The organism is Streptomyces sp. NPDC059452 (assembly GCF_042750035.1).
In the GTDB taxonomy this organism is placed as follows: domain Bacteria; phylum Actinomycetota; class Actinomycetes; order Streptomycetales; family Streptomycetaceae; genus Streptomyces.
On record NZ_JBHYVE010000019.1, the window covers coordinates 1 to 21,468 of the forward strand.

Genomic DNA, 21,468 nt, shown 5'->3' on the forward strand with positions numbered 1-21,468 from the left:
CGAGTCGTCGCGGGGCTCCGGGCGGCCAAGTCCTTTGAGCCTTGCCAACGGCGCCCCGATGACAGCCATACCCAGAACCCCTGGGCCCTCCGATCCTACGAATGACCAGATCAGACCCACGCCTTGAAAGGTAGGACATACCGATAACCGTGCAGCTCACCCGCAGATCCGGCAGGGCACGATGGAGGGGAGGAGGCGACGCCATGACCCCCAGCACCGCCGATCACGCACCGCGCGCCCAGATGTCGGTCGAGGAGTTCGAGCAGCTCGCCCGCTCGGCCCCCGAGACCGTGACGCTTGAGCTCATCAACGGAAGGCTAGAGGTCAAGCCCGTGCCTGACGGCGACCACGGAACCATCTTCATGTGGCTGCTCCGCCAGTGCATGCAGCACCGTCCCGACCTCGACCTGCATCCGGAGCAGGGGCTGATGGTGGAGGCGTACCGGCAGGGCCGCGCCCGACCCGACGGCGCCCTCGCCCATCGTCGGCACTTCGCGGGACAAGGAGAGTGGGCACCCGCCGACGGCGTCCTGATGACCCTGGAAGTGACCTCCTACGACCACGACACCGACCGTCGCGACCGTAACGAGAAGCCTCATGGACACGCGGCGGCCGACATCCCCGTGTATCTCCTGATCGACCGCGAATCCGGGACACTCGTGGTCCACAGCGAGCCCGACAAGGGCCGCTACCGGCAGCAGCACTCCTACGACTACGGGGACCCGGTCACCCTTCCGCACCCCGTCTCCATCACCCTGGACACCGAGGAGCTCAAGGACTACGCACGCTGACCCCTCACCGCACCTCCGCCGCGAGCTGCGTCGTGGCCAGTTCGCGGTAGAGGTCGTCCGACGCGATCAGCTCCTCGTGCGTGCCCGCCGTGCGGACGCGGCCCTCCTCCAGGACCACGATGCGGTCGGCGTGGCGGACCGTGGACAGGCGGTGGGCGATGACCAACACCGTTGTCTGCTCGGCCAGTTCGAGGATGACGTCACGCAGCGCCTGCTCGTTGACCGCGTCCAGTTGCGAGGTCACCTCGTCGAGGAGGAGCAGACGGGGGCGGCGCAGCAGGGCGCGGGCGATGGCGATGCGTTGGCGTTCGCCGCCGGAGAGGGTCACGCCCCGGTGGCCGACCGCCGTGTCCAGGCCGTCCGGCAGCCGGTCGACCAGGGCGTCCAGGCGGGTACGGGTCACCGCGTCGGCCAGCCGGTCCTCCGGGGCGTCCGGGGCCGCGAAGAGAAGGTTCTCGCGGAGGGTGCCCGCCAGGACCGGGGCGTCCTGTTCCACGTACGCGATCGAGCCCCGCAGCTCCGCAAGGGGCCAGTCCCGGATGTCCCGGCCGTCCACGGTGATCGTGCCGGAGTCGTGGTCGTAGAACCGTTCCAGCAGGCTGAACACCGTGGACTTGCCCGCCCCGGACGGGCCCACCAGCGCCAACAGCCCGCCCGTCGGCACGTCGAACGTGATGCCCTTGTGGGCGGGGGCGCGCTCGTCCCCGTACCCGAAGGCCACGTCCTGGAAGGTGACACCCAGCGGGGCACCGTCCCCGGGTACGGCCCCGAGCCCGCCCCCGGTTCCGCCGCCGGAAGGCTCGCCCGGCAGGGACTCCACCTCGTCGATCCTCCGTACGGCGGCGAGGCCGCTCTGGAGGCCCGTCCAGCCCTCGACCAGGCCGCCGATCGGGCCCATCAGGTAGAAGAGGTAGAGCAGGAACGCGATCAGGGACGAGATCTCCAGGGAGCCCGAGGCGGCGCGCGCTCCGCCGACGCCCAGCACGGCCAGGAAGGCCAGTTGGATCGACATCATCATCGTGACGTCGGAGACCGAGGACCACTTCGCCACCGTCACGCCCCGGTCGTGCGCGTGCCGTGCCGCCTGCGCGACCGCCGCCGTCTCCCGCTCCTCCGCGCCGCTCGCCTTGACCGTACGGAACGCCTGGAGCACCCGGTCCAGGGCCGCGCCCATCGCGCCGACGGACTCCTGCGCGCGGAGCTGCGCGCGCTGAATCCGGGGCATGAGAAGGGCGGTTATGGCTCCGACACCGACGATCACCACCAGCGTCACGCCCAGCAGCGTCAGGTCCATGTACGCCATGAACGCGATCGTCCCGAGCAGCATCAGCACGCTGTTGAAGGACTCCACCAGGCCGTTGGAGAGGACCGTCCGGAGGAGGGTCGTGTCGCTGGTCACGCGGGACTGGAGGTCGCCGGGGGTGAGCCGGTCCACCGCCGGGACCTTCAACCGCATGATGCGGCCCACGAGTTGGTCGCGGGCACCGAGGACGACGCCCTCTCCCGTACGGGCCATGAGGTAACGCCCGTACGCGGAGAGGCAGGCCCCGGCGAGGACGAGCACGGTCAGCGCGACGAGCGGGGCGAGGGGCGAGCGGTCGGCGGCGAACGCGTCGACGGCGTACTTGGCCATCAGCGGCATCGCGAGCCCGGCCGCCGACCCGGTGAGGGAGAGGAGCCCCGCGCGCAGGAGTACGCCCCGGTAGGGCCGGACCCGGGTCAGGAGGAGGCGCAGGGGGGAGGGGCCGGACTTCTCCGGGGGGGCGGGGGGTGGGGGTGTGCCCTGGGGCACCTCGGCAGCGGGCGCCCCCGCTCCCTCAGGCGGCCTGCCCGTCCCTGTCGCCCCTGTCGTTCCCGCTGTCCCTGCCACCGTGCTCACCCGGGCCCCCTTCGCGAACCGTCACCACCATCAAAGGACGCAGATCGGCCGCTTCTGCCTGCTCGCCAACCGTACGGCCCCCCGCCTGCACCCAAGCATGGGGGGCGAACGGGGGCGCCGTCCGGACCCCGGCGCACCACTCGGGCCAGACGCCGGACATCCGGCAGGCCAGGGCGATGGCCACGGAGCGGGGCAGGCAGCCGTAACGGCCCGCGCAGCGGCGGCTGGTGGCGATGACGGCCTCGTACACCTCCAGCGTCTCGTCGTACGAGGCCGGGCGCGCACCCCGGCTGCACCGGGTCAGCACCCGGCGCAGGCGGCCCGGCTTGAGCGGGGCCAGGACGAACGCGGCGGCGATCGCGGCACGCAGCCGCAGACCACCCGGGCCCGCACCCCGGCGGGGCATGGTCATCTCGGTGGTCATGGGCGCAGGATCTTCGCCTCGACGAGCTGGCGGGTCAGTTCGGCGACGTCCGACTCCGCCTCGGCACGGTCGACGTCGAACTCGGCGACGATCCGCTCGACGGCGGCTTCGGGTGCCTGTCCGGCGGCCAGGGTCTCGACGACGATGACGCTGGTGTCGTTCAACTGCCAGTAGCTGCCGCTCTTTTCGTCGAGGAGGACGCCGCCGTACTCGGTCGTCGTGACGGCGATGCCTTTTCTGAGCTTCACGGGGTTGCCTCGCTGATCGTGGGGGTCAACTGGGGTGCGGTCCAGGCGTTCTCGGCCGTGCGGAGCCAGGTCTCCCCGGCCACGGTCGAGCTGACGGAGTGCTCGACCAGGACCGGCGAGAAGGGTTCGGCGGCGAGCCTGCGCAGCTGTCGGGCGTCGACCAGGCCGCGTTCGGCGAGCCGGGATCCGGCCCACAACTCCATCAGCTCCGGGGCGTGTTCGCGCAGGCCCTGGTGTTCGTCGGAGGCCATGTGGTCCTTCGTCGTACGGGCCAACAGCTCGTCCGGCACCACCCCGCGCATCGCCTCGGCGAGCAGCGGCTTGTAGCGCCAGGGGGCGATCCGCTCCGGCAGGCGTACGGCGAGGGTCGCCTCCAGGACCCGGTCGTCGTAGAAGGGCGCGGCGACCGGCAGCCCGATCGTCATGCCGATGTCCTCCATCGCCTGGAAGTGCCGGGCCCCCATCCGTACCGCGTCGATGTCCACATGCCGCCCCCGCCACGGGTCGATCGGCTCGGCGTGCTCGGCGGCGGCCCGGAACTCCTCGGTGATCAGGGCGCATGCGTGCTCGGTGAACCAGGGGTGCAGGGACTGCCGGACACCCCAGGAGAGCAGCGGGGTGCGGGCGACGGGCTGCGGGGCGGCGGTGACCGCGCCCGCGAGCCAGCGCGGGAACGGGGAGCGGTCCAGCAGGGCCTTCACCGTGGGCAGGAGGGGCCAGCCGAGCTGGTGGCGCAGGCCGCTGAGGCGGTTCCAGGCGGTGAACGGGTTGCCGTGGAAGAGGTCCTGGTAGGTGTGGGGCAGGCCGAGGAAGAGTTCGTCGCCGCCGTAGCCGGTGAGGTGGTAGCGGGAGCCGGTGGCGTGGGCGCGGCTCAGGAGCAGGTGCGCGCGGGCCCGGCCGGGGGCGACGGGGAGCGGTTCGTCGTTCAGCTCGTCGGCGAAGGAGGCGAGGTCGGCGTAGAAGTAGGGGGCGTCGGCGGCGGGGATGAGGTGGTGGTCCAGGGCGGGGGCGCTGCCGGTGCTGGTGGCGGTGGGGGTGGTCGGGCCGGTGCCGGTGAGGGTCGTCGGGCCGGTGGCGGGAGCGGCCGTGCCGGGCGTGGTGCCGGGCGTGCCGGTGCCGGTGGGGGCAGCCGTGCGCCCGCGCCTCTCCGCCGCCTCCACCGCGCGGCGGGCCCAGCTCTCGTCCTCGCTGTAGCGGTCCCGGGCGGCCACCGTCAGCAGGGACAGCGTCGCCGGTCCGGTCTCCCGGGCGGCGAAGGTCAGGGCGGTGGAGTCCATGCCGCCGGAGAGCTCGCAGCTGATCCGGTCCAGGCCGCCGACATGGGCCCGTACGGAGGCGGCGACGGCGTCCCCGAGTCTTCGGGCGCCCTCGGCGAGGGAGAGTTCCGGCGCCGGGGGCTCCCACCAGCGGTGCTCGCGGGGGCCGGGGGCGGCGGCCGTGCCCGGTGCTGCGGCGGGCAGGGCGAGTCCGTACCCGGCCCCGGCCTCGTGCACGCCCTGCCACAGGGCGCGTCGGCTCAGAGGGTGCGGCAGGAAGTCGAGGAGGCGCAGGGCCAGCGCGCCGTCGTCCAGGGGTGCGCCGGTCAGATGGGCGAGGACGGCGGGGCGGTCGGAGGCGATGGTCCCGGCCTCGGGGTGCCGGGCGTGGTGGATCCGGCGCAGCCCCGACGCCGTACCGCGCATCCAGATCTCGCCGGAGAGCCGGGCGACCACGTGGTAGAGGCCGGGCAGCCGGGCGAGGCGGCGCTCCAGGCCGGTCCGGTCGCGGGCGCCCTCCAGGATGCCGGCGAGCACGGCCTCGGGGACGCGGTCCGGGCCGATGAGGACGAGGGCGTCGTCGCCCCGGCCGAGGTGGCTGACCTTGCGGACCAGCGGGCGGGCGACGATCCAGGGACGGCCCGAGGGGTGGGTGACGGTCAGGGCGTCACCCACCCCCGTGGCCGCTTCCGGTACGGGAAGCCGCCCGGCCACCGCGTGGCCCGCCACGCTGTCCGGCAGGACGACGAAGTAGTCACGCAGCAGGCCGGGCATCTTCACCTTTCGGAAGTTCTCACACAGTGCGCAGGGAACCGGTCGGCGGATCAGATGATGCGCCGGCTCCAGAACTCCTTGTACGAACCGATGAAGTAACCGGCGGTCTTCTTCGAAAAGTCGCCCTGCTTGAACAGCGACGGCTTCACGTAAGCCTTCTTCTGCTGCTTCATGACACCTTCCCTTCTGTGCGGTTGACGGCCGTTATGCCCAAATAGCTTCTGCATAACTTGAGTTATTCATGCGACTGGTGTTCACCAGGTGAACACCAGAGCCATCATGTCCCGCCGACAGAGCGGTACGCATCATTCCGACTTACCTCGCAAAGTTGGCTGGATAGCGAGAGCGTGAAGGGGCCGGGGAGGCGCGGACCGCCGCACTCCGGCCCACCGACCGGTCGGCATGTGCAGTCGCACACCGCAGAGCCCTGGAAGGTGACTGGACTGGACCAATGAGCGCGGGCGGCGGCGCGACCGGGCAGTGAGCTGGCAAGAGAGCGGGCTGCCGTCGGCGGAGCGGGGGAACCAGCCGTCACCCGCCCTCCGGCGCCTCTCCGCCCGCCTTACCCCAGGGGCGACGGGCGCGCCACCGGCATCGGCGTAACCGGGCGAACACGCCCTGCCGTACGGTGCGGGGCACGACAAGTAACCATTCGGCCAAGCCGATCACCCGCACCGGTCGGGCCCGGGGCTCCAAGCAGGCCCTTTCCGGCCCGGGGGGCCTGGTTTCCGCCCCTCAGCCGTCCCTCAGCCGTCCCTCAGCCGCCGCTCAGCCGCCCTCAGTCGCGCCGGGTGCCCGCCTCGCGCACCCGGTACACGCCCCAGGCCGCCGTGCCCGCGCCCAGCAGCAGCGGGATCATGCCGTACCCGAAGACCGTCCCCGAGTGGGCGAACCACCGGCCGCCCTCGAACACCTGGGTCGCGGTGATCCTCTCGGGGTCCTTCCGGCCGTCGTGGTCCGCGAAGGTGATCCGCGTACGCCCGATCTCGGCCGACTTCGGCATGCCGTCCACATGGACGCGCAGCGACTCCTTGGCGACCCGGTCGCGCTCGGCGTCGTTGGCGCGCTGCTGGGCGGGGCTCTCGCCGAAGCAGTGCCAGACGGTCTGCCCCTTCTCGGTGCGGGTGTCGTGGCAGTCGATCCGGCCGAAGGTCTCCACCCGCATGCCGAACACGCCGGAGAGCCCCGTCCCGGTCACCACGATGAACGCCCCGGCCGCGAACAGGACCGTCCCCACGAGGACGAGCCAGGCGCCCTTGAGCCGCCCCCGGTCCCACCTCCGACGCCCCTGCCACCCCTGCGTCGCCTGCCTGCCGCCGTCCCCCGCCTGCGTACCCGTCATGGCCGCCCCGCCCCCGTTCCACGCGTGCCGCCCGCGTCCCCCGCGCGCGTAACAACCGTTCCGCTTCGTTCAGTTCCCGCATTGTCCCCGGGCACGCCACAGGGGCGGTACCCCCGTTACGGAGGTACCGCCCCTGTGGGACGTACTCAGGACATCGATCGTCCGACGAGAGGCGGTGAGGCCTCCGCAGCCGATCAGAAGTCCATGTCACCGCCCGGCATGCCACCCGGGGCGGCCGCGCCGGCCTTCTCGGGCTTGTCGGCGATGACGGCCTCGGTGGTGAGGAAGAGCGCCGCGATGGAGGCGGCGTTCTGCAGAGCGGAGCGCGTGACCTTCGCCGGGTCGATGATGCCCTCGGCGATCATGTCCACGTACTCGCCGGACGCGGCGTTGAGGCCGTGACCGATCGGCAGGTTGCGGACCTTCTCCACGACGACGCCACCCTCAAGACCACCGTTGACGGCGATCTGCTTGAGCGGGGCCTCCAGCGCGAGCTTCACGGCGTTGGCGCCGGTCGCCTCGTCGCCCGTGAGGTCGAGCTTGTCGAAGACGGCCGAGGCCTGGAGCAGAGCCACGCCACCACCGGCGACGATGCCCTCCTCGACGGCGGCCTTGGCGTTGCGCACCGCGTCCTCGATGCGGTGCTTGCGCTCCTTGAGCTCTACCTCGGTGGCGGCGCCGGCCTTGATGACGGCCACGCCGCCGGCCAGCTTCGCCAGGCGCTCCTGGAGCTTCTCCCGGTCGTAGTCCGAGTCGGAGTTCTCGATCTCGGCGCGGATCTGCTTGACGCGACCCTGCACCTGCTCGCTGTCCCCGGCACCGTCGACGATCGTGGTCTCGTCCTTGGTGATGACGACCTTGCGGGCGCGGCCGAGCAGGTCCAGGCCGGCGTTCTCCAGCTTGAGACCGACCTCCTCGGAGATCACGGTGCCACCGGTGAGGATGGCGATGTCCGCGAGCATGGCCTTGCGGCGGTCACCGAAGCCCGGAGCCTTGACGGCGACGGACTTGAACGTGCCCTTGATCTTGTTGACGACCAGGGTGGAGAGCGCCTCGCCCTCGACGTCCTCGGCGATGATCAGCAGCGGCTTGCCCGACTGCATGACCTTCTCCAGCAGCGGGATCAGGTCCTTGACGCTGCCGATCTTCGAGTTGACGATCAGGATGTACGGGTCGTCGAGCGACGCCTCCATACGCTCCATGTCGGTGGCGAAGTAGGCCGAGATGTAGCCCTTGTCGAAGCGCATACCCTCGGTGAGCTCCAGCTCCAGACCGAAGGTCTGGGACTCCTCGACGGTGATGACGCCTTCCTTGCCGACCTTGTCCATCGCCTCGGCGATCTTGGCGCCGATCTCGGTGTCGGCGGCGGAGATGGAGGCGGTCGAAGCGATCTGCTCCTTGGTCTCCACGTCCTTGGCCTGCTCCAGCAGAGCGGCGGAGACGGCCTCGACGGCCTTCTCGATGCCCCGCTTGAGGGCCATCGGGTTGGCGCCTGCGGCGACGTTGCGCAGACCCTCGCGGACGAGAGCCTGGGCGAGAACGGTGGCGGTGGTCGTACCGTCGCCGGCGACGTCGTCCGTCTTCTTGGCGACCTCCTTGACCAGCTCCGCACCGATCTTCTCGTACGGGTCCTCGAGCTCGATCTCCTTGGCGATGGAAACACCATCGTTGGTGATCGTGGGCGCGCCCCACTTCTTCTCGAGGACGACGTTACGGCCCTTGGGGCCGAGGGTGACCTTGACGGCGTCGGCGAGCTGGTTCATCCCGCGCTCGAGACCGCGCCGTGCCTCCTCGTCGAACGCGATGATCTTGGCCATGTGAAGTGGTCCTCCCGGACAGGGGTGGATTTCTCCGGACCGAGAGGCGCCCGCGACGGACGGCCTGCCTGCGTGGTGGTTCCTTGCCCCACCGCGCCTGCGGGCCTCACCGGCCCGGTCCAAGTTTCTGTCACTCTCACCTGGAGAGTGCTAACGCCAATGATTAGCACTCGACCCCTGCGAGTGCAAGCGTCCCTCGTCGGGCGGGGGCCGGATGCGGACCGGATCCGGACAGAGACCCCGTCGGCCCGGACATCCTGACGGACCCGCACGACCAGGCCCGCACCCCCGTCACGGCCCCTCACGGACACGCACGGACACGCACGGACACGCACGAAGGGCCCGATCCCCTGATCTCTCCGGGGTCGGGCCCTTCGTGCGTGAGTCGTGAGCGGTGTGTCGTCGGCCGGCCGCGCCGGGCTCGGCCTCAGCCGACGGCGAGCTTGACCATGTCGGCCTGGGGCCCCTTCTGGCCCTGCGAGATCTCGAATTCAACTCGCTGACCCTCTTCGAGGGTGCGGTACCCGTCCATCTGGATCGCGCTGTAGTGGACGAAAACATCCGCACCACCGTCGACCGCGATGAAGCCGTACCCCTTCTCCGCGTTGAACCACTTGACGGTGCCCTGAGCCATGCCTAACTCCCCTATTACTGGCCCTTGCACGGGACCGCACTTCGCGGCCCCGGGTCGGAACCCACCCTCCGACAGGAGAGGGTGCGCGGCGCCGTAGCGCGTCGACCGCGGCCGAATGTATCCGCCCAACTGCCCTCTGCAACAGGTCAATCGGACGAGAATTCCGGGCATGGCTGAACACCCGAATATGCGGGATTGCTGAGATTTACGGGCAAGTCGGGCCCGGCAAAGGCCACTTATGCCTCAAGGGGTTCACGCACTTTGGCTACTTCTTATCGGGGCCGGGCGCATTCTCATATGCGGGCGGCACGCGCAGCGAAGGGGGTTTCCCCAACTGTACCGTGCTCAACCATGCAGAATTGCCCCCTCCGCTCTGTGGGGCGGAGGGGGCAAACGGGGTGAGGCGGAGTCAGCAGCCGCCGGCCACGGCCGGGATGATCGAGATACCGGAGCCGTCCGGCGTGGCCGCGTCGAGGCCGCCCTCGAAGCGCACGTCGTCGTCGTTGACGTACACGTTCACGAAGCGGCGCAGCTTGCCCTGGTCGTCCAGGACGCGGGCGGCGATGCCCGGGTGGTCCTTCTCCAGGGACTCGATGACCTCGGAGAGCTTGGTGCCCTCCGCCGGGACCTCGGCCTGGCCGCCCGTGTACGTGCGGAGGATGGTGGGGATGCGGACCTTGACGCTCATGGCGGACGCCTTTCTGGCTGCTGCGGTCGGGATGGTCAGGCGGAGGCGAGGCCCGCGGCGCGGAACGCGTCCAGGCTCGGCTTGATGGTGGCCGTCGCCTGGGAGGTCGCGGAGACCGCGTCGAGCGTCTTGAGCCCGTCACCGGTGTTCAGGACGACGGTGGTCAGCGCCGGGTCGATCACGCCGGCCTCGATCAGCTTCTTGGTCACGCCGACGGTCACCCCGCCCGCCGTCTCGCCGAAGATGCCCTCGGTGCGGGCCAGCAGCTTGATCGCGTCGACGACCTGCTCGTCGGTGACGTCCTCCACCGCGCCGCCCGTGCGGCGGGCGATGTCGAGGACGTACGGGCCGTCCGCCGGGTTGCCGATGGCCAGGGACTTGGCGATGGTGTTCGGCTTCTGGGGGCGTACGACGTCGTGCCCGGCCTTGAAGGCGGCGGAGACCGGGGAGCAGCCCTCGGCCTGGGCACCGAAGATCTTGTACGGCTTCTCCTCGACCAGGCCGAGCCTGATCAGCTCCTGGAACCCCTTGTCGATCTTCGTCAGCTGGGAGCCGGACGCGATCGGGATGACGATCTGGTCGGGCAGCCGCCAGCCGAGCTGCTCGCAGATCTCGTACGCCAGGGTCTTGGAGCCCTCGCCGTAGTACGGGCGCAGGTTGACGTTGACGAAGCCCCAGCCCTCGCCGAGCGGGTCGCCGATGAGCTCGGAGCAGAAGCGGTTGACGTCGTCGTAGTTGCCCTCGATGCCGACCAGTTCACCGCCGTACACCGCGGCCATGACGACCTTGCCCTGCTCCAGGTCGTGCGGGATGAAGACGCAGGAGCGCAGTCCGGCGCGGGCGGCGGCGGCGCCGACGGCACCGGCCAGGTTGCCCGTGGAGGAGCAGGAGAGGGTGGTGAAGCCGAAGGCGCGGGCGGCCTCGACGGCGATCGCGACGACGCGGTCCTTGAAGGAGTGCGTCGGATTGCCGGAGTCGTCCTTGACGTACAGACCGCCGGTGACGCCCAGCTCACGGGCGAGGTTGTCGGCCTTGACCAGCTTGGTGAAGCCGGGGTTCAGGTTGGGCTTCTCCGCGACATCGGCGGGGACCGGCAGCAGCGGGGCATAGCGCCAGATGTTGTCCGGACCGGCCTCGATGCGCTTGCGCAGCTCTTCGGGGGAGCCGGTGGGCAGGTCGTACGCCACTTCCAGTGGCCCGAAACAGGACGCACAGGCGAAAAGGGGGCCGAGTTCGAAACGCTCGCCGCACTCGCGGCAGGAAAGCGCCGCGGCGGGACCGAGGTCCACGGAGGCGGTGGTGGCATTACCTGCGATGGTCTGAACAGCCATGATGGCGGAGGCCCTTTCTCCTCATCTTCCTTGCGGCGCATTTCGCCACAAGACGGAATTGGCACCTTCCCCACCGTGACCTCGCGGTCGGTAGGAGGGTTGCCGGGACTTCAACGGGCCGTTCCCTCAGTCCCTCTGGATGAGCTCTGTGGCACTGGATCTTCGATCCAGGCGTTTGTGTGCGGACGTACCCCGACATGCGACGGTCATCCGCGTTGTTCAAGACTGTAACCGAAGGAGCGGACGGTTGAGATAGTCGTCCGAACGGCGAGATGGATCACATACGAGGGGTGCCGACCGTGCTCGAAGAGGTGGAACGCTGGCTGACCAGGCGTTCCTGGTCGTCCGCCGACCGCCCGCTGCCCCGGCTCACCGACGCCCGGAACGCCGAACCGCACCGCACGTCGGTGAGTGTGGTGCTGCCCGCGCTGAACGAGGAGGCCACGGTCGGGGCGATCGTGGCGACGATCCGGCGGGAGCTGATGGAGAAGGTCCGGCTGGTCGACGAGCTCGTCGTGATCGACTCCGGCTCCACCGACGCCACCGCCGCCGTCGCGCGGGAGGCGGGCGCCCGGGTGGTCCACCGGGACGCGATCCTGCCCCGGATCCCGGCGCTGCCCGGCAAGGGCGAGGTGCTGTGGCGGTCGCTCCTGGTGACCAGCGGGGAGATCGTCTGCTTCGTCGACGCCGACCTCAAGGACTTCTCCGCGGACTTCGTCTCGGGGACGGTCGGCCCGCTGCTCACCGACCCCGGCGTGCAGTTCGTCAAGGCGATGTACGACCGTCCGCTCGGCGACACCGCAGGTCAGGGCGGCCGCGTCACGGAGCTGGTGGCCCGCCCGCTGCTCAATCTGCACTGGCCGCAGCTGGCCGGTTTCGTGCAGCCGCTGGGCGGCGAGTACGCGGTGCGGCGCTCCCTGCTGGAGCGGCTGCCCTTCCCGGTCGGTTACGGAGTGGAGCTGGGGCTCCTGGTCGACGCGCTGCACACCGTGGGCCTGGACGCGCTGGGCCAGGTCGACGTGGGGGTGCGGCGCCACCGCCACCAGGACGGGCAGGCGCTGGGCCGGATGGCGGCGGCGATCTACCGCACGGCCCAGCTGCGGCTCTCCCGGGGCCATCTGGTGCGGCCCGCGCTGACGCAGTTCGAGCGGGGCGCGGAGGGGTTCGTACCGCGCACCCATGCGGTGGACACGGAGGAGCGGCCACCGATGCGGGAGATCGAGGAGTACGCGCAGCGGCACGCGGCGTGAAAGTGGTGGCCCGTCCTCCGGACGCGCGTTTGGCGGCTTCCCTTACGGGCTAGGTTCCGCTACATGGTCTCCGAGCACGCACCCTCCTCGACTGCCCAGGTCCTCGTCGCGTCCAACCGCGGCCCGATCACGTACACGCTCGGCGAGGACGGCACGCTCGACGCCAAGCGCGGCGGGGGCGGGCTCGTCTCCGGGCTGAGCGCCGTCGACGACAAGCTCTGGGTCTGCGCGGCCCTCGGCGACGGCGACCGCGAGGCGGTGCGGCGCGGGGTCGGTGAGCCGGGCGTACGGATGCTCGACATCGACGCCGAGGTGCACGCCGACGCGTACAACGGCATCGCCAACTCCGTGCTCTGGTTCGTCCACCACCTGCTCTACCAGACCCCCGTGGAGCCGGTCTTCGACGCGGAGTTCCGGCGGCAGTGGGCCGCCTACGAGACGTACAACCGGGCCTTCGCCCAGGCACTGGCCGAGGAGGCGGAGCCGGGGGCCTCGGTCCTCGTCCAGGACTACCACCTGGCCCTGGTTCCCGGGATGCTCCGCGAGCTCCGCCCGGACCTGAAGATCGGCCACTTCTCGCACACCCCGTGGGCGCCCGTCGACTACTTCCGGCTGCTCCCCGACGACATCGCCGAGCAGTTGCTGCGCGGCATCCTCGGGGCGGACCGGGCCGCGTTCCTGACCCGGCGGTGGGCCGACGCGTTCATCGGCTGCTGTACGGAGATCCTGGGCGGGACGGGCCGGACCAGGATCGGGGTGCACGGGCTGGGGGCGGACGCGGAGTTCCTGCGGCGGCGGTCGCAGGAGGCGGACGTGGACGAGCGCATGGCGGCGCTGCGGGAGCAGGTGGGCGAGGGCCGGAAGACCATCGTCCGGGTGGACCGGACCGAGCTGTCCAAGAACATCGTGCGCGGCCTGCACGCCTACCGGGCCCTGCTGGACGCCCACCCCGAGTGGCGCGAGCGCGTGGTCCACGTGGCCTTCGCCTACCCCTCCCGTCAGGACCTGACGGTCTACCGGGACTACACGGCGGCGGTGCAGACCCTGGCCACCGAGATCAACGGGGCGTACGGCACGGAGAGTTGGACGCCCGTGGTACTCCACGTGAAGGACGACTTCGCCCGCTCGCTCGCCGCGTACCGGCTGGCGGACGTGGCGCTGGTCAACCCGATCCGCGACGGGATGAACCTGGTCGCCAAGGAGGTCCCCGTCGTCTCCGACCACGGCTGCGCGCTGGTGCTGTCGCGGGAGGCGGGGGCGTACGAGGAGCTGGGCGCGGACGCGATCGTGGTGAACCCGTACGACGTGGTGGGCACGGCGGAGGCGCTGCACGAGGCCCTGTCGATGAGCGGGGAGGAACGGACCGGGCGCACGAAGCGGCTGGCCGAGGCGGCGACCGCGCTCCCGCCGCAGCGCTGGTTCCTGGACCAGCTGGAGGCGCTGCGGCAGGAGTAAGAGGTCTTCAGAGCCGGTACGCCAGCGCCGCCAGGAAGCCCACCACGGCGGCCGGGCCCGGCACCAACAGGTCGGCGCGCTCGGCCAGTTCGGGCACCTCGGCGCTGCCGCTGCACACCAGCAGGCCCGGGATGCCGTCCGGGCCGTCGCCGCGCAGCTTCTCCACCGCGGCGAAGGCGGCCAGGTCCCCGAGGTCGTCGCCCGCGTACAGGACGGACCCGGCGTCGACCTCGGCGACGTACGTGGCGAGCGCGACGCCCTTGTCCATGCCCGGCGGGCGCAACTCCAGTACCTGACGGCCCGGTTCGAGGATCAGGCCGTGGCGGGCGGCCAGTTCGCCGAGGGGGCCGCGCAGGGTCTCGAAGGCGGCCTGCGGGTTGTCGGCGCGGCGGGTATGGACGGCGACGGCCTGCCCCTTCTCCTCCACCCAGGTGCCGTGCCAGGAGTCGAACTCGTGGAGTACGCCGGGGAGTTCGGCCCTCGCGGCGGCGACGCCGGGGTGCGGGGCGGGGGCCTTGACGGTGCCGGTCGCGGCGTCCCAGCGCTCGGCGCCGTAATGACCGAGGACGACGAGGTGATCGAGACCGGGGACGCCCGCGAAGCCGCCGTAGCGGACGGCGACGCTTGCGGGGCGGCCGGTGATCACGGCGACGGAGGCGACCTTGGGCGCGAGTGCGGCGAGCGCGGTGACGGCGCCGGGGTGGGCGCGGGCCTGCTCGGGGTCGGGGACGATGTCGGCGAGGGTGCCGTCGAAGTCGAGGGCGATGACCGCGCGGTCGGGGCGGGCGAGGACGGCGTCCAGTCCTTCGCGTCCGGCCGGGGTGGTCGGGGTCGGGATCGGCGGCTGTACGGAGTGGCTGCCCATGGGGTGAGCCTAGCGGTGTGCGGCCGACCGGGGGCCCGGGCCCACCCGGGGCTCCGCCCCGCACCCCGCTCCTCAATCGCCGGAGGGGCTTGATTTTCGGGCCTCGGCCACCGACGCGTACGGCCCGCAAAGCGCAGGCGCGTTTTCAGCCTCTCCGGCGATTGAGGAGCGGGGGTTCGGTGGCAGCGCCCCGACATGGGCCGTCAGCGCCGCTCGCGCCTCGCCGCTCGCAGCCGGCGCAGGCGGTTCACCGTGACCGGATCCTCCCGCAGCGCCCGCTCGTCCTCGATCAGCGCGTTGAGGAGCTGGAAGTAGCGGACCGGGGAGATGCCCAGCTCCTCCCGGATCGCCCGCTCCTTCGCCCCCGGACCCGCCCAGGACCGCCGCTCCAGCGCGAGCAGCGCCCGGTCACGGTCGGACAGCCCCTGGGGGGGAGGTGCGGGCTCGGCGTCGGAGGCGGTCATACAACCAACCTAACCGCGCCCGCCGACACCGCGCCGCCCCACTCCCGGCCGCGCCCGCCTACTCCGCGCTCTCGGCCTTCGTCGCCTCCGCCGCTATCGCCCCGAGCACCCGCTCCGGGCTCCCGCCGGGCGCGACCGCCTCGCCGATGTTCGCCTTGATCGACTCGCTCACCGTCGCCCAGGACGTCTTGCCGAACGGGGGCAGCTGGGAGTTCGGCAGCGCGGCCAGGAACTCGCGAAGCTTCGCGTGCTTGGCGTCCGTCTCCATCTCGGCGGACGCGCTGCCGGTCACCGGGAGCAGGTCGTACTCGTCGGCGAAGGCGAGCACGTTCTCGTCGGAGTAGGCGTAGTCGAAGAACTTGCCGATCGCCTGGCGGTTGCCGTTCTGCTTGAAGCCCATCATCCAGTCGGCGACGCCCATCGAGCCCTTCGTCGGCCCCTCGGCGCCCGGCAGCGGCACCATGCCGACCTTGATGCCCTTGGCCTCGGCCTCCTCCATCAGCGTCGGGTGGCCGTTGAGCATGCCGACCTCGCCCTTGGTGAACGCCTCGAACGCCTTGGCCCGGTCCAGCTTGCCCGGCTCGACGGGGCCGGTGAGGCCCTTGCCGACGAGGTTGTCCCGCAGCCAGCTGAACGTGGCGATGTTCTGGGCCGAGTCGATGTCGTACAGGCCGACGTCGTCGACGTAACCGCCGCTGTTGCTGAGCAGCCACATCAGCGTCTCGGCCTGGGACTCCTCCTGGCCGAGCGGCAGGGCGAACGGGGTGGTGACGCCCTTCGCCTTGAGCGCGGTGGCGTCCTTCTGGATGTCGTCCCAGGTCTCGGGGGCGTCGAGACCCGCCTCGTCGAAGAGCTTCTCGTTGTAGAAGAGCAGCCGGGTGCTGGCGACGAACGGGAGCCCGTACAGCGTGCCGTCGACCTTGCCCGCGTCGGTGAGGGAGGGCAGGAAGTTCGCCTGGGTGGGGATGGAGATCATCTGGTCGGCGCTGTAGAGCTTGTCGGCCTTGGCGTAGTCGGCGTAGGCGCCGATCTGGGCGATGTCGGGGGCCCTGCCCGCCTTCACCATCTCGGCGACCTTGCGGTCGACGTCCTTCCAGGAGTAGACGTTGACCTCGACCTTGATGCCGGGGTGCTGCTTCTCGAAGCCCGCCGCGACACCGCTCCAGTACTTCTCGGAGCTGTTGGCCGAACTGGTGCCGTAGTCGGCGGCGACCAGCTTCAGGGTCACCTCACCCGAGCCGCTCTCGCCCCCGCAGCCGGACAACGTTGCCGTCAATCCCAGCGCGGCCACCACCGCGGTCATAACCGTAAAGCGCCGCTGCACAGCCTCGCCCATCCTCGTCGATCACCTGGCTCGCGGACGGTGGGCGTCGCGTCGTCGTGCGGACTCCCGGTCGGACTTCCTGTCGGCCACGGCGGCGCCACCCGTCCTGCCACCGTCCGGATGAACTGCGATTTTCCCCCACTACGGAGGGGGAGGTCTACACCACAGGCGTATCGCTTCGGCAACGTATGCGGGCTTTGCGGGCCACAACTGGCTTACAGGCTATGGCAGTCGACGCCCCGAACCCGTATGTTGGTCCAGACCATTGACCGGTCGGACCCTCACCCCCGATGCCCATTTCGTGGCTTTCCGGCAGGAAACGGTCCGCCTTCACTCGTTCATCATTTTGTATGGATGCGCAACAAACCGCGCTAGTGGACTAGACCTTTTAGGGGTCGGCGGGCGAAACTGTCTCTCGTGAGACATGTCATCGCCCTCGATGTGGGCGGCACCGGAATGAAGGCCGCGCTGGTCGGGACCGACGGCACGCTGCTCCACGAGGCGCGGCGGGCCACCGGCCGGAAGCGCGGCGCCGACGCGGTCGTCGAGACCGTCCTCGCGTTCGCCGCGGAACTGCGCGCGTACGGCGAGGAGCACTTCGGCGAGAGCGCGGTGGCCGCCGGGGTCGCCGTGCCCGGCATCGTCGACGCCGAGAACGGGATCGCGATCTACTCCGCCAACCTGGGCTGGCGCGACGTACCGATGCGCGCCCTGCTGGGCGAACGCCTCGGCCGGATCCCCGTCGCCCTCGGCCACGACGTACGCACTGGAGGGCTCGCCGAGGGCCGGATCGGGGCGGGCCGGGGTGCCGACCGCTTCCTCTTCGTGCCGCTGGGCACCGGCATCGCCGGGGCCATCGGGATCGCGGGGCAGATCGAGGCGGGCGCCCACGGGTACGCGGGCGAGATCGGCCACATCGTGGTCCGGCCGGACGGCCTGGAGTGCAGCTGCGGCCAGCGCGGCTGTCTGGAGACCCTGGCCTCCGCCTCCGCGGTGACCCGGGCCTGGGCCGCCGCCTCCGGGGACCCCGAGGCGGACGCGGCCGACTGCGCCAAGGCCGTCGAATCGGGCGACCCGGCGGCGATCGAGGTCTGGCGGAACGCGGTCGACGCGCTCGCCGCGGGCCTCGTCACCGCGCTGACCCTGCTGGACCCGCGCACGCTCATCATCGGTGGCGGTCTCGCCGAGGCCGGGGAAACCTTGTTCACACCACTGCGTGCGGCCGTCGAGGAACGCGTCACGTTCCAGAAGCTGCCCCACATCGTCCCGGCGGCCCTCGGGGACACCGCCGGATGCCTGGGCGCGGGGCTGCTCGCCTGGGATCTACTCGCCACGGAGGTATCCGCCTGATGGCCGGACGCGCAGCAGACAGCACGGTCCTCGCGGGTGCCCGGGTGGTCCTTCCCACCGGCACCGTCGAGGACGGCCGGGTGGCCGTCGAGTCCACCCGGATCTCCGGCTCCGCGCCGGAGGGCGCCCGGATCGTCGACCTCACCGGCCACTGGGTGGTCCCCGGCTTCGTGGACATGCACAACCACGGCGGCGGCGGGGCCTCCTTCACCTCCGGCACCGTGGACGAGGTCCTCCACGGCATCCGTACGCACCGCGAGCACGGCACCACCACGCTGGTCGCCTCCACGGTCACCGGCGAGATGGACTTCCTCGCCCGCCGCGCCGGGATCCTCTCCGAGCTCGTCGAACAGGGCGACCTGGCCGGTATCCACTTCGAGGGCCCCTTCATCTCGCCCTGCCGCAAGGGCGCCCACAGCGAGGCGCTGCTGCGCGACCCGGACCCGGCCGAGGTCCGCAAGCTGGTCGACGCCGGGCGCGGTGCCGCCCGGATGGTGACCCTCGCCACCGAGCTGCCCGGCGGACTCGACTCCGTACGGCTGCTCGCGGACCTCGGGGTGATCGCCGCGATCGGCCACACCGACGCCACGTACGCGCAGACCGTCGAGGCGATCGACGCGGGCGCCACCGTCGCCACGCACCTGTTCAACGCGATGCCCCCCATCGCCCACCGCGAGCCCGGCCCGATCACCGCGCTCCTGGAGGACGACCGGATCACCGTCGAGCTGATCAACGACGGTACGCATCTGCACCCGGCGATCCTGGAGCTGGCCTACCACCACAAGGGCGCGGGCCGGGTCGCACTGATCACCGACGCGATGGACGCGGCGGGCTTCGGCGACGGGCTGTACGACCTGGGCCCGCTCGCCGTCGAGGTCACCGACGGGGTGGCCCGGCTGGTGGAGGGCGGCTCCATCGCGGGCTCCACCCTCACCCTGGACACCGCGTTCCGCCGGGCCGTCACCATCGACCGGATCCCGGTGGAGGACGTCGTACGGTCCATCTCGGCCAACCCCGCCCGCCTCCTGGGCGTCGACGACCGGGTCGGTTCGCTGGAGCCGGGCAAGGACGCGGACCTGGTGGTGCTCGACGAGGACTTCGTCCTGGCGGGCGTCATGCGCAAGGGCGAGTGGATCATCGAGCCGAAGACGGCCTGAGCACCTCCCTCTGTTCCTGCTGAGCACGTAACGAAGAGATGGCGGTCGGAGCCCGGGACTGGGCCCGGCCGCCCTCCCTTTGGCATGATCACCAGCATCACGCGTCACCTTGACTGAGCACGCGTCACCATAAGAAGGTCACGCGGGCCGCTGAGAGTCAGGGGTTCGAGGGAATCGAGGGAGGGGGCGGACCAGGTGATCCTGACCGTCACTCTGAACGCCGCGCTGGACGTGACGTACACCGTCGACGCACTCGTCCCGCACACCAGCCACCGGGTCGGCGAGGTCACCGAACGCCCCGGCGGCAAGGGGCTGAACGTCGCCCGGGTGCTGGGCGCGCTGGGCCACGAGAGCGTGGTCACCGGCTTCGTCGGCGGGGCCACCGGAGACGTCCTGCGCGGCCTCCTCGCCCCGCTCCCGCCGCGCGACGCCCTCGTCCCGGTCGCCGGGAACACCCGCCGCACCCTCGCGATCACCGACCGCTCGACCGGCGACACCACCCAGCTCAACGAGCCCGGACCGCAGGTCGGCCCCGCCGAATGGGCCGCCTTCCTGCGCACGTACGAAGAGCTCGTCGCCTCGGCCGACGCGGTCGCCCTCTGCGGCTCCCTGCCGCCCGGCATCCACGTCGGCGCCTACGCCGAGCTGGTCCGGACCGCCCGCGCCGCCTCCGTACCCGTGCTCCTGGACACCAGCGGCGAGCCCCTGCGCCGGGGCGTGGCCGCCCGCCCCGACCTGGTCAAGCCGAACGCGGAGGAGCTGGCCCGGCTGACCGGCTTCCGCGAACCGCTGCGCGCCGCCGGGGACGCCCGCCGCCGCGGGGCCCATACGGTGGTCGCCTCGCTGGGGCCCGAGGGCGTCCTCGCCGTCACCCCGCAGGGCACCTGGCGGGCCGCCCCGCCCGCCCCCGTACGCGGCAACCCGACCGGAGCGGGCGACTCCGCGGTGGCCGGGCTGCTCTCCGGCCTGGCCGAGGGGCTCGACTGGCCGGAGCGGCTGGCCCGGGCGGTGGCCCTGTCGACGGCGACGGTGCTGGCCCCGGCGGCCGGGGAGTTCGACGCGGCGGCCTATGCGGAGCTGCTGCCGCGGGTGAGGGTGGAACCGCACGTTCCGGCGCCCTGAAGCCGGGCATCCTGAGGCCGGGCATCCTGAGGTCCAACGCCTTGAGGCCGAACGCCCTGAGGTCGAAAAAGCCCCTGCCCCCGGACGAGCTTCCGGGGGCAGGGGCTTTTCGTCAGGGCCGTCAGGGCCGGTCAAGGCCGTCAGGGCCGCTTCAGGACGTGGCGCGCGTGACCTCAAGCCAGTCGAGGATCACGTCACACTGATTGCCGTCCTCGCACGAGATCTTGATCTCGTTCTGTCCGGGCTGGAGGGTGACCGGCGCCCAGGTGGTCTGCCAGTTCTTCTCCCAGTCCTCGTCGGAGGACTTGATGAAGTTCTTCAGGCCGATCGGCTGGCTGTTCGCCTTGCCGTTGACCGTCAGGGTGGCGTCGGCGTCCTTGGCCGGGATCGCGTAGCGCACCGCGAGGCGGTAGGCGCCGCCGTCCTCCATGTCGGCCCGCCAGGTCACGGACGAACCCACGTTGTTGAACCCGGTGACGTACGAGCCGTTGACCCCCTGGGCCCCCTTGATCGAGCTCTCCACCCCGGCCGGACCGCCCAGCGACAGCGTCGCGGCGTCCTGCTTCGGGAGCTCGGCCGGCTTCTCGGACTCCTCCGGCTTCTTCTCCGGCTTCTCGGACTCCTCGGGCTTCTCGGCGGGGCCGCCCGTGGACACCGCCTCGTTGTTCTTCTTGGCGTCCTTGTCGCCGTCGCCGTTCGAGAGCAGCGCGACGCCGATGCCGATGAGGACGACCGCGACCACGGCGACCGCCCCGATCAGCAGCGCCTTGGTGTTCGGGCCGCCCCGGCCGGGACCGCCGCCGCCCGGCACCGAGCCGTGCTGCGCGGCGGGCGCGCCACCGGGGTAGGTCTCGGGGGCCGCGTACTGCGGGTTCGGCCGGTTGTACTGCGGCGGAGGCTGCTGGCCGTGCTGCTGGGGCGGGTAGCCGTACCCCTGCTGCTGCGGCGGCGCCTGGTGCTGCCCGTACTGCCGCTCGCCGACGGTCCGCACCTGGTTGTACGACGTCCTGGGTACGCCCGGCTGCGCGGCCGGACCCGGGTAGCCGTAGCCGCCCTGGCCGGGCGGCTGGGCGCCTGCCGCTTGTCCGTCCGCGTACAGATAGCCGAACGGATCGTCGTCCTCGGGCTTGCTCGCGCCGTTGTTTCCGGCCGTCATCCCTGGGTCACTCCTCACCATGTCGCCAGCCGTCGCCGACCGGCCGAGCCTACCTCGAACGGAGCAGAGTCCGAATTGCGATCACGGACCGGGCGGACCCGGCGGAACGGGTACGGGGTAGGGGAAGGAAGCGTTCATGAA

The 21,468-nt window shown here is 71.3% G+C and carries 20 protein-coding genes and 1 riboswitch; of the genes, 6 read left to right on the top strand and 14 right to left on the bottom strand.

Going from position 1 to position 21,468, the window contains the following annotated elements:
• The first annotated feature begins 203 nt into the window (after window positions 1–203).
• Window positions 204–791 (top strand): Uma2 family endonuclease, encoded by a 588-nt coding sequence (locus ACFW9Z_RS23690; RefSeq protein ID WP_384644153.1) that lies wholly within the window; start codon window positions 204–206, stop codon window positions 789–791.
• Window positions 792–795: 4 nt separating this feature from the next.
• Here the strand turns inward: ACFW9Z_RS23690 and ACFW9Z_RS23695 are convergent, their stop codons facing one another.
• The 10 genes from ACFW9Z_RS23695 to thrC all read right to left on the bottom strand — a co-directional run bounded on the left by ACFW9Z_RS23695 (window position 796) and on the right by thrC (window position 11,184).
• Window positions 796–2,670, bottom strand: coding sequence for an ABC transporter ATP-binding protein (locus ACFW9Z_RS23695; RefSeq protein ID WP_384644154.1), 1,875 nt, complete (start codon window positions 2,668–2,670; stop codon window positions 796–798).
• Window positions 2,609–3,094, bottom strand: coding sequence for a lasso peptide biosynthesis B2 protein (locus ACFW9Z_RS23700; protein WP_384644156.1), 486 nt, complete (start codon window positions 3,092–3,094; stop codon window positions 2,609–2,611). Before ACFW9Z_RS23700 ends, ACFW9Z_RS23695 begins: the two co-directional genes overlap by 62 nt.
• Window positions 3,091–3,342 (bottom strand): lasso peptide biosynthesis PqqD family chaperone, encoded by a 252-nt coding sequence (locus ACFW9Z_RS23705; RefSeq protein WP_384644158.1) that lies wholly within the window; start codon window positions 3,340–3,342, stop codon window positions 3,091–3,093. The genes ACFW9Z_RS23700 and ACFW9Z_RS23705 overlap by 4 nt, the downstream gene beginning before the upstream one ends.
• On the bottom strand, window positions 3,339–5,372 hold the full coding sequence (locus tag ACFW9Z_RS23710) for an asparagine synthase-related protein (protein WP_384644463.1): 2,034 nt from the start codon (window positions 5,370–5,372) through the stop codon (window positions 3,339–3,341). Before ACFW9Z_RS23710 ends, ACFW9Z_RS23705 begins: the two co-directional genes overlap by 4 nt.
• Window positions 5,373–5,422: 50 nt before the next feature.
• Window positions 5,423–5,545, bottom strand: coding sequence for a keywimysin-related RiPP (locus ACFW9Z_RS23715; protein ID WP_107424356.1), 123 nt, complete (start codon window positions 5,543–5,545; stop codon window positions 5,423–5,425).
• A gap of 605 nt (window positions 5,546–6,150) precedes the next feature.
• Window positions 6,151–6,714 (bottom strand): hypothetical protein, encoded by a 564-nt coding sequence (locus ACFW9Z_RS23720; RefSeq protein WP_384644160.1) that lies wholly within the window; start codon window positions 6,712–6,714, stop codon window positions 6,151–6,153.
• A 194-nt stretch (window positions 6,715–6,908) separates the two neighbouring features.
• Window positions 6,909–8,531 (bottom strand): chaperonin GroEL, encoded by a 1,623-nt coding sequence (gene groL, locus ACFW9Z_RS23725; protein WP_384644162.1) that lies wholly within the window; start codon window positions 8,529–8,531, stop codon window positions 6,909–6,911.
• Window positions 8,532–8,958: 427 nt separating this feature from the next.
• Window positions 8,959–9,165 (bottom strand): cold-shock protein, encoded by a 207-nt coding sequence (locus ACFW9Z_RS23730; RefSeq protein ID WP_003967346.1) that lies wholly within the window; start codon window positions 9,163–9,165, stop codon window positions 8,959–8,961.
• Between the two features lie 409 nt (window positions 9,166–9,574).
• On the bottom strand, window positions 9,575–9,853 hold the full coding sequence (locus ACFW9Z_RS23735; RefSeq protein ID WP_384644163.1) for a MoaD/ThiS family protein: 279 nt from the start codon (window positions 9,851–9,853) through the stop codon (window positions 9,575–9,577).
• 35 nt (window positions 9,854–9,888) lie between these two features.
• Window positions 9,889–11,184 (bottom strand): threonine synthase, encoded by a 1,296-nt coding sequence (gene thrC, locus ACFW9Z_RS23740; RefSeq protein WP_384644165.1) that lies wholly within the window; start codon window positions 11,182–11,184, stop codon window positions 9,889–9,891.
• Between the two features lie 18 nt (window positions 11,185–11,202).
• A riboswitch (SAM riboswitch) is annotated at window positions 11,203–11,330 on the bottom strand.
• 153 nt (window positions 11,331–11,483) lie between these two features.
• Between thrC and ACFW9Z_RS23745 the strand changes: the two genes are divergently transcribed.
• Together ACFW9Z_RS23745 and ACFW9Z_RS23750 are read left to right on the top strand one after the other, a co-directional pair.
• Window positions 11,484–12,434 (top strand): glucosyl-3-phosphoglycerate synthase, encoded by a 951-nt coding sequence (locus ACFW9Z_RS23745; protein ID WP_384644465.1) that lies wholly within the window; start codon window positions 11,484–11,486, stop codon window positions 12,432–12,434.
• Window positions 12,435–12,497: 63 nt separating this feature from the next.
• Window positions 12,498–13,889 carry a trehalose-6-phosphate synthase gene (locus tag ACFW9Z_RS23750; protein WP_384644167.1) on the top strand — a complete coding sequence of 464 codons (1,392 nt, stop codon included), beginning with the start codon at window positions 12,498–12,500 and terminating at the stop codon, window positions 13,887–13,889.
• Between the two features lie 7 nt (window positions 13,890–13,896).
• Here ACFW9Z_RS23750 and otsB read toward each other — a convergent pair whose 3' ends face one another.
• The 3 genes from otsB to ACFW9Z_RS23765 form a co-directional block, all read right to left on the bottom strand.
• Window positions 13,897–14,754 (bottom strand): trehalose-phosphatase, encoded by an 858-nt coding sequence (otsB, locus tag ACFW9Z_RS23755; RefSeq protein WP_384644169.1) that lies wholly within the window; start codon window positions 14,752–14,754, stop codon window positions 13,897–13,899.
• A 203-nt stretch (window positions 14,755–14,957) separates the two neighbouring features.
• The gene (locus tag ACFW9Z_RS23760; protein WP_384644171.1) at window positions 14,958–15,218 is read right to left on the bottom strand and encodes a DUF3263 domain-containing protein; all 261 of its coding nucleotides are present in this window, start codon (window positions 15,216–15,218) and stop codon (window positions 14,958–14,960) included.
• A 58-nt stretch (window positions 15,219–15,276) separates the two neighbouring features.
• Window positions 15,277–16,554 carry an ABC transporter substrate-binding protein gene (locus ACFW9Z_RS23765; RefSeq protein ID WP_384644173.1) on the bottom strand — a complete coding sequence of 426 codons (1,278 nt, stop codon included), beginning with the start codon at window positions 16,552–16,554 and terminating at the stop codon, window positions 15,277–15,279.
• 444 nt (window positions 16,555–16,998) lie between these two features.
• Between ACFW9Z_RS23765 and ACFW9Z_RS23770 the strand changes: the two genes are divergently transcribed.
• The 3 genes from ACFW9Z_RS23770 (at window position 16,999) to ACFW9Z_RS23780 (ending at window position 20,171) form a co-directional block, all read left to right on the top strand.
• Window positions 16,999–17,892: an ROK family protein gene (locus tag ACFW9Z_RS23770; RefSeq protein WP_383871598.1), complete on the top strand. Its 894-nt coding sequence runs from the start codon at window positions 16,999–17,001 to the stop codon at window positions 17,890–17,892.
• Window positions 17,892–19,049: an N-acetylglucosamine-6-phosphate deacetylase gene (gene nagA / locus ACFW9Z_RS23775; RefSeq protein ID WP_384644175.1), complete on the top strand. Its 1,158-nt coding sequence runs from the start codon at window positions 17,892–17,894 to the stop codon at window positions 19,047–19,049. The genes ACFW9Z_RS23770 and nagA overlap by 1 nt, the downstream gene beginning before the upstream one ends.
• Window positions 19,050–19,244: 195 nt before the next feature.
• Window positions 19,245–20,171: a 1-phosphofructokinase family hexose kinase gene (locus tag ACFW9Z_RS23780; protein ID WP_384644177.1), complete on the top strand. Its 927-nt coding sequence runs from the start codon at window positions 19,245–19,247 to the stop codon at window positions 20,169–20,171.
• A gap of 151 nt (window positions 20,172–20,322) precedes the next feature.
• On the opposite strand, the gene ACFW9Z_RS23785 is transcribed toward ACFW9Z_RS23780, so the two are convergent.
• Complete coding sequence (locus ACFW9Z_RS23785) at window positions 20,323–21,327, bottom strand: CBM35 domain-containing protein (protein WP_384644179.1); 1,005 nt, start codon at window positions 21,325–21,327, stop codon at window positions 20,323–20,325.
• Between the last annotated feature and the right edge of the window lie 141 nt (window positions 21,328–21,468).